The 11,007-nt window shown below is 41.6% G+C and carries 10 protein-coding genes; all 10 read right to left on the bottom strand.

The features are described 5' to 3' along the window. Position 1: 1 nt before the first annotated feature. Positions 2 to 385, bottom strand: coding sequence for a hypothetical protein (locus ACFI4Z_RS13585; RefSeq protein ID WP_462671058.1), 384 nt, complete (start codon positions 383 to 385; stop codon positions 2 to 4). A 132-nt stretch (positions 386 to 517) separates the two neighbouring features. Continuing rightward, positions 518 to 1,183, bottom strand: coding sequence for an SDR family oxidoreductase (locus tag ACFI4Z_RS13580; RefSeq protein WP_462671057.1), 666 nt, complete (start codon positions 1,181 to 1,183; stop codon positions 518 to 520). 106 nt (positions 1,184 to 1,289) lie between these two features. Further along, the gene (locus ACFI4Z_RS13575) at positions 1,290 to 2,096 is read right to left on the bottom strand and encodes a VOC family protein (RefSeq protein ID WP_462671056.1); all 807 of its coding nucleotides are present in this window, start codon (positions 2,094 to 2,096) and stop codon (positions 1,290 to 1,292) included. Positions 2,097 to 2,198: 102 nt separating this feature from the next. Continuing rightward, entirely contained in the window at positions 2,199 to 2,912 is a 714-nt protein-coding gene (locus ACFI4Z_RS13570; RefSeq protein WP_462671055.1) for a hypothetical protein, read from the bottom strand. 111 nt (positions 2,913 to 3,023) lie between these two features. Then, on the bottom strand, positions 3,024 to 4,817 hold the full coding sequence (locus tag ACFI4Z_RS13565) for an alkaline phosphatase (protein ID WP_462671054.1): 1,794 nt from the start codon (positions 4,815 to 4,817) through the stop codon (positions 3,024 to 3,026). Between the two features lie 11 nt (positions 4,818 to 4,828). Next, a complete protein-coding gene (locus ACFI4Z_RS13560) occupies positions 4,829 to 6,430 on the bottom strand; it encodes an alkaline phosphatase (RefSeq protein ID WP_462671053.1) in 1,602 nt (533 codons plus the stop codon). Between the two features lie 255 nt (positions 6,431 to 6,685). After that, positions 6,686 to 7,309 carry a tetratricopeptide repeat protein gene (locus ACFI4Z_RS13555; protein WP_462671052.1) on the bottom strand — a complete coding sequence of 208 codons (624 nt, stop codon included), beginning with the start codon at positions 7,307 to 7,309 and terminating at the stop codon, positions 6,686 to 6,688. A gap of 115 nt (positions 7,310 to 7,424) precedes the next feature. Next, positions 7,425 to 8,738, bottom strand: a complete 1,314-nt coding sequence (locus tag ACFI4Z_RS13550) for an adenylosuccinate synthase (RefSeq protein ID WP_394192913.1) — start codon at positions 8,736 to 8,738, stop codon at positions 7,425 to 7,427. A gap of 218 nt (positions 8,739 to 8,956) precedes the next feature. After that, a complete protein-coding gene (hflC, locus tag ACFI4Z_RS13545) occupies positions 8,957 to 9,835 on the bottom strand; it encodes a protease modulator HflC (protein ID WP_462671051.1) in 879 nt (292 codons plus the stop codon). A 5-nt stretch (positions 9,836 to 9,840) separates the two neighbouring features. Then, positions 9,841 to 11,007 (bottom strand): FtsH protease activity modulator HflK, encoded by a 1,167-nt coding sequence (hflK, locus tag ACFI4Z_RS13540; protein WP_462671050.1) that lies wholly within the window; start codon positions 11,005 to 11,007, stop codon positions 9,841 to 9,843.

Here is an 11,007-nt window from a genome sequence, read left to right as displayed (position 1 = left end):
TTTACTCGTCCTCATCACCTAAGTCAAATGTTGGCATCATGTCCATTTGCGGTGATACGAAGGTCATATCATTGTCAGCATCTAACATTGCACTGAGTAATGGCCCGTGTGTAAGTGTTAATTGTGCTTGGTGAGCCTGTTTAGTCAGTGCAGCAAAGGCTTCATTCTGTGCGTCTAATTGGTATTCGTTGATAGTGATCCCGATACTGCTGTCAACACTTGGGTTTTGGCAAATCTGTGTTAATAGTTCATCGTCTAATACGATTGTTAATAATAAATCAGGCTGCTCTAAATCACGTTGATTTAACGTTTCATCAAAAAGAAATAACGGAAGGGTTAGGTTACTATTTTGCGCTAATTCATTGCTATTTTGCTCTAATTCCATGTGCGGCTCTCTAAAAGGTGCGATTTGGGCTTACATAGCAACGATTATAGCAAAAAATAGGATCAAAATTAGCGAAAGATTTTAATAGCGGCGCGCTTTAAATTCGCCACTATTGAAAATTTCACACAACTATTACCAAGGCAAAGTTTCACCGTTTGAATGCCAAAACCCGCCGGTATTTTCTAGGTTGAGTTCATCAATACGTTTAGTTAAGCGCTCTGCAGCTTGCTCTGGTGAAATGTCACCTGCAAAATTAACCATCTGAGTCTGAACAAAGCCGGGGTGAAAAAGCCCTACCGCTATATTTTTACCTTTTAGCTCGTGAGCTAAACTTACAGACGCTGCATTAAGAGCCGCTTTTGACATGCGATAACCAATGTAACCACCTGAGCCGTTATCTGCTATTGACCCCATACGACTGGTTATCATCGCGACTTTCGCATCAACACCTAAGCTATGAAGTAGTGCATGAGTAACCCTAATTGGCGCAACTGCATTAATTGCTAGTTGTTGATTAATAGCAGCAAAGTCCATATCTGCCATGCTTTCATTTGAAAATACACCCGCATTATTTATTAATAGATCAATTTTATGCCCATGCAACTGGTTTTGCAGCGTTACAATATCGCCCTCATTTGCAACGTCAATATTACTAATAATAGTGACATCGAGCGCTTTTAACTCATCACTTGGCTGGCGAACGATTGCTGTAACCTGATAGCCTTTTGCTAAGTATTGCTGGCATAAATTTAAACCAATCCCTCTGTTTGCGCCTGTAATAACCACGTGCTTAGTCATAAATTAGCTCCGATAAAAAAATAATAATAATGGAATTGGGGCAAACAAAAATAAAAAAAGCGCTTCAGCGCTTATTTTGGTAAATTTATAAAATGCTATGCTCAAACTAGCCGCATTTAACATCATCCATTGCTGATGTCATAATTGAAAATACAGCCCCTTGCGGGTCTGTGATCACACTAAAGCGCCCTACTTCTGGTATATCTGTAGGTGGTACGCACACTTCACCACCTAACTGCTGTGCTTTTGTTGCTGCCTCATCACAATTACTGACCGCAAAATAAATCATCCAATGGGCAGGAATGTCAGCTGGCCACTCTTCGGTCATTTCAATCATGCCTGCCACAGGCTTACCTGCTACGTTAAACAAAGTGTAGTTCATGCTTTCCATGGGCTTTATTTCACTTTCCCATCCTAAAAGTTGGCAATAAAATTCACGGCTTTTTCCGCTATCTCTGCTGGCCAGCTCGTGCCAGTACGGTGTGTTTAACTCACCCAAGCGCTTGCATCCAACATGCTGGTTACCTTGCCATAAAGCAAAAATAGCGCCGCCAGGTTCGTGTATAAGCACCATACGGCCCGCATCCATAACATCATGAGGACCTGCCACTATCTCAGCGCCCAATTGTTTGGCTTTTGTCGCTAGGGCATCAACATCGTCGACGGCAATATACGTGAGCCAATGACTTGGTACATCAGCCGCTTTTTGCTCTGCTGGCATCTGATACATAGCAGCAATATCGTCACCTTGCTTTTGCAACATGGTGTAAAATAAATCTTCCCCTATTGGTTGGTCATCACTGCCCCACTCAAACAATTCAGTGTAAAACGCTTTACCCGAGGCCCAGTTGTGCGTGCATAACTCTGACCAACAAAATACCCCCTGAGGATGATTAACTTTATCTTTGCTCATGGTTTTCTCATAATTTACTGTTGATACACTAAAGTTAAATGAGGAAACTTTATTTTGCCAGTTTTAAACATAAACTAATTACCTTACCTACTGATTAAAAAACTAGTGATGGTGATGACTGCCTTTTAATGTTTTACCATTTGCATCATAAAACCCTGTTGCGCCATGCTCAACAAAACCGAGGTTAATCATTTTGACTAAAAACGGGTCGTTTTCATTATCACCGATATCCGCATAGTCGGTTGTTTGATATTTATCCCAGCTAGCAAACTGCTCAAGCACGTTTTGCTTGTTAAAACTCACTGATTGTAATGAGATTATGCGACTGTAATTAGCCTTATTAACCTGCATTGATTCAACTAATTGCTGATTACTCAACCAAACAACCTCAATGACTGTATCAGCTTGCTTTAGATAATAGTGTTGCTTTTTATCACACCCTTCCCCTTGCTCACTTTGCAATTGCATTTTTGCTAAAAGCTGATCACTAATTAATTGATATTTACTGCTAAAATCTGACTGACCCTTTACTTCAGAAGGTTGATATTCAATACCCCGCTTTGCCTGTGTAAAGTAGCGAATAGGGCGAATTTGCTGATTACTTAATTGCTGCCATAGCTCAACAAGCTGTTCACTTTGCTGTGCAACTTGGCGTGGTGTACGCCACAATGTGAATGACTGCTCATTTTTAGGCAATTTTTGGCTAGTTTGCTCACTCACTTTATAACTAGCTTGCAGGTATTGGTTATCAGCTTTGCACTCAACGGCACTAGCGAATGGGCTTAACATCACCATAGATAAAATAATTGATTTCATAGAGTTTACTTTCTTTGATTAAATTAGGTATAACTGTATCGCGTTGATTTGGCATATTTATGACAAGAGCAACTCAGGTGAGTTGCTCTTTAATTGTGTATTTACAAATGATTACTTAGTTAACTTTGCATCTGCGTTTTTAACCAGATCACCGGCATAATCCATTACATGGAACAGGAAGCTTTGTTCATTTGTGCCTGTTACAAGGTGTGCACCTGGGCCTATTGCATAAACACCTACATCTTCACCTGCATGCGTTTCTGAACCTAGCGGCACAGTTGCTTCTTGGTGAAAGCCAGGGCTCGTTGTATCAACTGACGTTAAGTCAAAGCGACCCACAGCAGGTCCTTCAAGGTATGACGCATCTGCATTCGTTTCGTCACCTAAATCTCTGTAACCTAAGCCATTGGTATAACCAACCGTAGTATATGGCATACCGTCTGCTGCCATGCTTGGCTCAGTCTTACCCACCGCAACCACTTTTCCTAAAATTGGGTTACCACGCTTTGGATAGCCTGCAATAGTAAATACATGGCTGTGATCGGCGGTTACAATGATCAAAGTATCTTCGATACTGGTTTTATCCATAGCCACTTGAACAGCTTTTGATAACTCAATAGTGTCATTTAACGCATTGTAAGCATTGCCTGCGTGATGAGCATGGTCAATTCGCCCTGATTCAACTGTAAGGAAAAAGCCTTTATCGTTATTATCAAGTACATCAATCGCTTTGGCGGTCATTTGTGATAATGAAGGTTCACCGGCGATATCATTCGCACGGTCTGCTTCGTATTGCATATGCGATTCATTGAATAAGCCAAATACTTGTGAAACACTTTCTGTATCAAGATTATCAAACCCAGCTTGGTCCATCACATATTGTCCTGTTGGGTATTTTGCTTTCCACTCAGCGGTTAAATCGCGCTCATCCGTGCGGTCACCTTCAACGGCACTCATCGCATCAGCAGAGTTAAATGCTGCATCTTTTGGTAAAAAGTGACGACGACCACCACCCATAACTACTTCAAGACCATCTACATCAACACCTGCAAAGCGTGACTCTAAGTTGGCTTCAAAATTAACAAGCTGAGAGGCAATATCTTCACAGCCACCTGTTACGGCATCTTCAGGCATATCTGAAACATCTTCCCAGTTACGGTCTGCAGACTTTGCATACGTCGCTGCAGGTGTTGCATGGGTAATACGCGCTGTCGATACAATACCTGTGGCTAAACCATTAATTTCAGCAAGTTCAGTCGCAGTAACCAGCTCGTTGCCATTAACCGTTGAACAGTCGCCACGCACGATGTCTTCATCAACACCAATTACGCCTACGTCGGTTTTAACACCTGACGCCATTGCTGTCATGGTGCCTGCCGAATCAGGAGTTTGTGCATCTACATTATACGTTTTAGAAAAACCAGAGAACGGCATAGTGTCAAAGCTTAGTAGGTGTTCTTCACCCATTTTGCCTTCAAGCTGACCTGCAAGAATACGTGCAGCTGTCACGGTTGATACGCCCATGCCATCGCCCACAAACAAAATAATATTTTTTGCTTTGCCTGATTCTTTAACTATTTTTTCAATATTGTTTTGGCTTGTTGCCATCTTCACTTTTGCATCTTTAAACCATTGGTTAGTCGATAAATTTACTAACTGCTGAGGTGTTAAAGAGCTTGCTGGATCATTACATGTAACTGTAGTCGTTAATACTTCATCGGCATCTAGCTCACCGTTACGATTAGTATCTTCACCTTCAAGCTTTTCTGTACCACCATTGACGCACTGCTCAGAGCCTACTGGCAAAGTGTTATTTACAACGAGAGTTTTATAATCTTTATCGTCGTCTGAGCAGCCAGTTAATGCGACAACCACTGCTAAAGATAATAGGTTTAATTTTTTCATGTTAGCCGCCATTATTGTTTAATTAATTCGAGTGCTTGATTAACTAAGTGGAACACTACATTTTGCTCTACTACACCTTGCGCAAGTTGTGCTCCAGGTCCTTTTGCATGAAGTGTAATATCTTCACCTGCATGCGTTTCAGAGCCAAGTGGTACCGTTGCCTCTTGGTGAAAGCCAGCACTTGTTGTATCAATAGTGGTTAAATCATGACGACCAACATTTGGGCCTTCAAGGTAAGCAGCATCTGCGTTTGTTTCATCACCTAAATCTCTAAAACCTAGGCCATTTGCATAACCTACCGTTGTATAAGGCATACCATCGGCAGCAAGTGATGGGTCTTCTTTACCTACAGCAACAACTTTACCTAAAATTGGGTTACCACGCTTTGGGTAACCTGCAATCGTAAATACATGGCTGTGATCGGCAGTTACTAAAATGAGCGTTTCTTCAGGGTTGGTATTATCAACCGCTGCTTGCACTGCTTTAGCAAATTCGATGGTATCGTTTAACGCGTTATACGCATTACCGGCATGATGAGCGTGATCTATACGACCTGACTCGACGGTTAAAAAGAAGCCCTTTTCATTGTTACCGAGGATACTGATAGCTTTCTCTGTCATTTCAGATAACGAAGGTTCACCTGCGATATCGTTCTCACGGTCTGCCTCATACTGCATATGTGATTCATTAAATAACGCCAGTACTTGTTTTGTATCCGCTGATAAAGCTTCAAAACCCGCTCTATCCATTACATATTGACCATCAGGATAATTTGCTTGCCATTCAGCCGTTAAGTCGCGTTCATCTGTTCTATCGCCTTCCACTTCACTCATTGCATCTTCTGAGTTAAAAGCAGCATCTTTTGGTAAAAAGTGACGACGCCCGCCACCCATTACAACATCAATGCCATCAACATCCGTGCCTAGGAATCTTGCTTCTAAGTTTTTTTCAAAATTCACTAGCTGCGATGCAATATCTTCACAACCAGCGGTCACTGCATCTTCAGGCATATCCGATACATCTTCCCAGTTACGATCTGCTGATTTGGCATAAGTTGCAGCTGGTGTCGCATGAGTAATGCGTGCTGTAGATACCACACCCGTTGCCAAACCTTTAATTTCAGCCAACTCTGTTGTGGTGATCAGTTCATTACCTAATACAGTAGAGCAATCACCGCGTTGAATATTTTCATTCACACCAATAACACCCACATCAGTTTTCACACCTGACGCCATCGCCGTCATTGTGCCTGCAGAATCAGGTGTTTGCGCATCCACATTGTATGTTTTTACTTGAGCTGAATAAGGAAATGCTTCAAAGCTGAGCAGCCCTTCTTCACCCAGTTGACCTTCACGTTGGCCCGCTAAAATACGTGCAGCAGTTAACGTTGATACACCCATACCATCACCCACAAACAAGATCACATTTTTAGCTTTAGTTTGTTGTTCTTCCTGAGCTTGGCTTTGCTTTGTCGCAAGTGTTGTTTGAGCACTTTCGTACCACTGGCTTTGTGTTTGGCTTTGCGGTAAAACACCTGCATTGGCTGTTGCACTTATTGCTGTAGACAGCGCCAATGTAAACCCAATTGCGGTCGCAATTTTATTGATTTTCATTCTAAATCCCGTCTCTATGTTTTTGATATAGAATCGTTAGCCCCAAGGGGGATGAGTTAAAGTTCGGGGAGAATATTAGTGAAGATTTATGAAACTAACGGTGATTATCAATGACAATGAGGTTAAGAAAAAAAGTAATATTTATGAAAATCAATGCTTTAGATATGATATACCATCACAATACAAGGGTGTGATAATTTTGTCAACGAGTACCGATAAAGCCCTGTTAATTGTAAGGCGATATACTCAGACTAGCTACATCGGTAAGCGAGCGCGTGCGATAACACTATCAGGCATTTTTTGCGCTAGCAGGCTCAGTGCACGTTCTATTTTTTTATGCGTTGCCTTGTCAGCAACCATAGCATGAAATAGCCATCTATAAGCGTCTTCATAATCTCGGGGGCTACCGAAGCCATCGTTAAATAGCTTCACTAACCTTAATTGGGCTTTTAGATTACCTTGTGCTGAGGCTTCACGTAAGTAGGTGACTGCCATTGCTTTATCTTTTTGCACCAATTGGCCAACATCATAGTAGCGGCCAAGTTGCTCTAATGCCGCTGCCAAACCTTGATTTGCAGCTTGGCGCATATAATAAACACCTAGCTCAACATTGCGATCAACACACACAGCATATGCCAGCATATCGCCATATAAAAACTGATAAGACGGCAGTGCCATTTTATTGGCTCTCGCTTCAATATCTTGCACTAACTGGCAATCATCTGCCTTTACGCGAGCTAAATGAGTATTTTTATTGATCAGCGCTAACAGTTCTGTTTCTGTATACAAAGGCACAGCTGTTAAAGGCTCATCTGCTTTGGAGTAACTTACAGGCAGCATTGATAACACTACTAATGATAAACAAGATAACAAACGCATTTAGGCCACTTTAAATTTAAAACCATCTTAATAAAGTTTATACAAAGATCGTTCCATATTGAAATAAAGACACAAAAAAAGCTGCACTAGGCAGCTTTTTTAGTACTAACAGTATTTATGCAAACGGGCTGCGTAATACCATTGTTTCTACACGATCTGGGCCGGTAGAAATAATATCAACAGGTACACCTGTGATTTCTTCGATACGTTTGATGTAATCAAGCGCTGCTTGAGGTAACTGATCAACAGACGTCGCGCCGACTGTGTTTTCAGACCAACCTGGCATTTCTTCGTATACTGGTGTTACTTTCTCGTAACCTTCAGCAGCAAGTGGTGTTACGTTAGTAATTGTGCCATCTTCAAGCTTATAACCAGTACAGATTTTTAGCGTTTCTAAACCATCAAGTACGTCTAGTTTAGTTAAGCAGAAACCTGAGATTGAGTTAATTTGTACTGCACGGCGCATTGCCACTGCATCTAACCAACCTGTACGGCGAAGGCGACCAGTCGTTGCACCAAATTCATGGCCAACTGTACCTAGGTGCTTACCGATTTCGTCTTGTTTATCAACACCATCGTAAAGTTCTGTAGGGAATGGACCAGAACCTACACGCGTTGTGTATGCTTTGATAATACCTAACACGTAATCAAGGTTTAATGGACCAAAACCAGCACCCGTTGCAACGCCACCAGCAGTCGTATTAGACGATGTTACATATGGGTAAGTACCATGATCGATATCAAGTAATGTGCCTTGAGCACCTTCAAACAAGATATTTTCGCCAGCAAGACGAGTTTGATCAAGTAATTCAGTAACATCAACAACCATTGCTTTAAGAATGTCAGCAACAGCCATTGCATCGTCAAATGTCTTTTGAAAGTCAACAGCTTCTACTTTGTAGTAGTTCACTAATGTGAAGTTATGGTATTCCAATACTTCCTTAAGTTTTGCTGCGAACAATTCAGGATTGAATAAATCACCGATGCGTAAACCACGACGGGCTACTTTATCTTCGTAAGCTGGACCAATACCACGACCTGTAGTACCGATAGCTTTATTACCACGTGCTTTTTCACGGGCTACATCTAATGCGATGTGGAAAGGCAAAATTAGCGGACATGCTTCACTGATCAATAAACGATCGCGTACTGGTACGCCACGTTCTTCAAGCATGCCAATCTCTTTCATTAGCGCTTCTGGTGAAACTACAACACCATTACCAATCACACACTTAACATTGTCACGTAATACACCCGATGGAATAAGGTGTAAAACTGTCTTTTCACCGCCGATTACTAAAGTATGCCCTGCATTGTGGCCACCTTGGTAACGAACTACTAAAGATGCTTTGTCTGTAAGGAGGTCAACTACCTTACCCTTACCTTCGTCACCCCATTGGGTGCCTAATACAACAACGTTTTTGCCCATTGTAAATTCACTTAGAAAAAATTAGGACGAGATTTTACCAGAAAATGAGGGCAAAGATCACCCCGTTTAGGTTATTTTTTCTGCGAGAGGCAAAAGCAATACCTACAATAAAAATTAACTGGTTGAATAACATTAAGTTATTCATGAAAATTCGTTTTACTAAAAGAAAAACCCTGTATACACAGGGTTTGGATTTGGTCTAATTATGAAGGAAAAGATTACTGCGCTGTGGCGCCCTTCATATATTTAAAGAAGTCGCTATCAGGTGATAATACCATCACATCTTGCTTATCTTTAAACGTTTGCTTATAGGCTTCTAATGAACGAACGAAGCTAAAGAACTCAGCATCTTTATTATAAGCATTTGCGTAAATAGCTGCCGCTTGCGCATCACCAGCACCACGAACTGAACGAGCATTTCGCTCTGCATCAGCAAGCATTACTGTTACGCGGCGATCAACTTCTGCACGAATTGTTTCTGCTTTTTCTTGACCTTCAGAGCGGTGCTCTTTTGCCACCGCAGTACGTTCAGCACGCATACGTTGGAAAATCGAGCTACTTACTTCTTGTGGTAAGTTGATTTGCTTAACACGTACATCAAGCACTTCAATACCTAGCTCTTTGGCACTTTCAGAAGCTTGTACTAATGCTTCTGCCATCAACTCGCTACGCTCACCAGATACAATTTCACGAATAGTACGTGAACCAAAGTTTGTACGTAGGCCGTTATTCACTTTTTGCTTTAGTAGTGTTTCAGCATATTGCTTGTCACCACGTGCACGTAGATAAAATGCACTAAAGTCATCTACACGCCATTTAACAAACGAATCAACGATTAAGTCTTTTTTCTCGCTAGTTACAAAACGGTCAGGTGCACCATCTAGCGTCTGAATACGTGCATCAATACGACGTACTTGGCTGAAAAAAGGTACCTTGAACTGTAAGCCAGGGCTGTAGACAATAGCTTTATCGTCACTGTCTTTTTGTACCTTACTAAATAGCATCACAATTGCTTTTTGCCCTTCAGGTACTACAAATACCGATGAAAAAGACAATACAACGGCAGCTAATAATAGAACTAAACTAAAGTTTTTCATTACGCTTATCTCCCGTCGTTAAAGCGATCTGCGCTAAAGCGGTCTGAACTTGAGTTCACGGTGCTATTGCGTGATGTATTTATTTTATTACGTAAGTCGTTTATATCACTAGAACTTGGTAACGCTACGCGAGTAGCAGTGCCTTGTTTTTCCATGATTTTATCAAGTGGTAAATACATCATGTTATTACCGCCTTTCACATCCACTAGCACCTTAGAGCTATTGCCTAGCACTTCTTGCATAGTATCAATGTATAAACGTTCACGTGTTACTCTTTTAGCTGCTTGGTACTCTGGTAATAGTTTCTCAAAACGAGCCACCTCACCTTGCGCTTCTAAAATGATACGTTCGCCATAACCTTCTGCTTCTTGTGTCATACGTGTAACTTGACCACGTGCACGCGGTTCAATTTCACGGGCATACGCCTCAGCTTCACGGATAAAACGTTGTTCATCTTCTTGTGCAGCAATAGCGTCATCAAACGCATCTTTTACTTCTGCTGGAGGACGAGAGTCTTTAAAGTTAACGTCTGTGACAATTAAACCAAGATTGTATGGTTCAACAATCTTGTTCAACTCGTCCCACGTACGTTGACGTACTTCTTCACGGCCATTTGTTAATACTTGGTCCATTTTCGAGTGACCCACAACATAACGTAGGGCACTTTCAAGTGCTTCTTCTAAGCTCGAGTCAGCATTTGTCACGCTAAACTTATACAGATAAGGGTCTATAACACGATACTGAACTTGAAACTCAACGCTTACTACGTTTTCATCTTCAGTAAGCATAAAGCCTGACGTTGACAGTGAGCGAACAGCCTCAATATCCACTGGAATAACCGTTTCAACAAACGTCATTTTCCAACGAAGACCAGGTTGCGCAATTCGGTCGTATTGACCAAATTGTAAAACGATACCACGCTCAGCTTCTTTAACAGTGTAAATACCACTCAATGCCCATACAATTACAGCAATAATGAGCACGAATGATAAACCCGCTCCACCAAGCCCACCGCCATCTTTACCGGATTTATTACCGCCAAAAATGCCACCAAACTTATTGCTGAACTTACGGAACACCTCGTCTAAATCAGGTGGGCCTTGATCACGTCCGCCTTTTTTGTTCCACGGATCTTTATCATTGCCATTATTACCCGGTTCATTCCAGGCCAT

Source organism: Pseudoalteromonas sp. RWi3 (assembly GCF_054960735.1).
The sequence above is the reverse complement of the archived record's forward strand: the minus strand, read 5'-3'. Positions and strand labels throughout refer to the sequence as shown.

Coding starts and splice junctions, on each gene's coding strand:
- ACFI4Z_RS13585 (WP_462671058.1), bottom strand. CDS start 385: ATGGAATTAGAGCAAAATAGCAATGAATTAGCGCAAAATAGTAACCTA.
- ACFI4Z_RS13580 (WP_462671057.1), bottom strand. CDS start 1,183: ATGACTAAGCACGTGGTTATTACAGGCGCAAACAGAGGGATTGGTTTA.
- ACFI4Z_RS13575 (WP_462671056.1), bottom strand. CDS start 2,096: ATGAGCAAAGATAAAGTTAATCATCCTCAGGGGGTATTTTGTTGGTCA.
- ACFI4Z_RS13570 (WP_462671055.1), bottom strand. CDS start 2,912: ATGAAATCAATTATTTTATCTATGGTGATGTTAAGCCCATTCGCTAGT.
- ACFI4Z_RS13565 (WP_462671054.1), bottom strand. CDS start 4,817: ATGAAAAAATTAAACCTATTATCTTTAGCAGTGGTTGTCGCATTAACT.
- ACFI4Z_RS13560 (WP_462671053.1), bottom strand. CDS start 6,430: ATGAAAATCAATAAAATTGCGACCGCAATTGGGTTTACATTGGCGCTG.
- ACFI4Z_RS13555 (WP_462671052.1), bottom strand. CDS start 7,309: ATGCGTTTGTTATCTTGTTTATCATTAGTAGTGTTATCAATGCTGCCT.
- ACFI4Z_RS13550 (WP_394192913.1), bottom strand. CDS start 8,738: ATGGGCAAAAACGTTGTTGTATTAGGCACCCAATGGGGTGACGAAGGT.
- hflC (WP_462671051.1), bottom strand. CDS start 9,835: ATGAAAAACTTTAGTTTAGTTCTATTATTAGCTGCCGTTGTATTGTCT.
- hflK (WP_462671050.1), bottom strand. CDS start 11,007: ATGGCCTGGAATGAACCGGGTAATAATGGCAATGATAAAGATCCGTGG.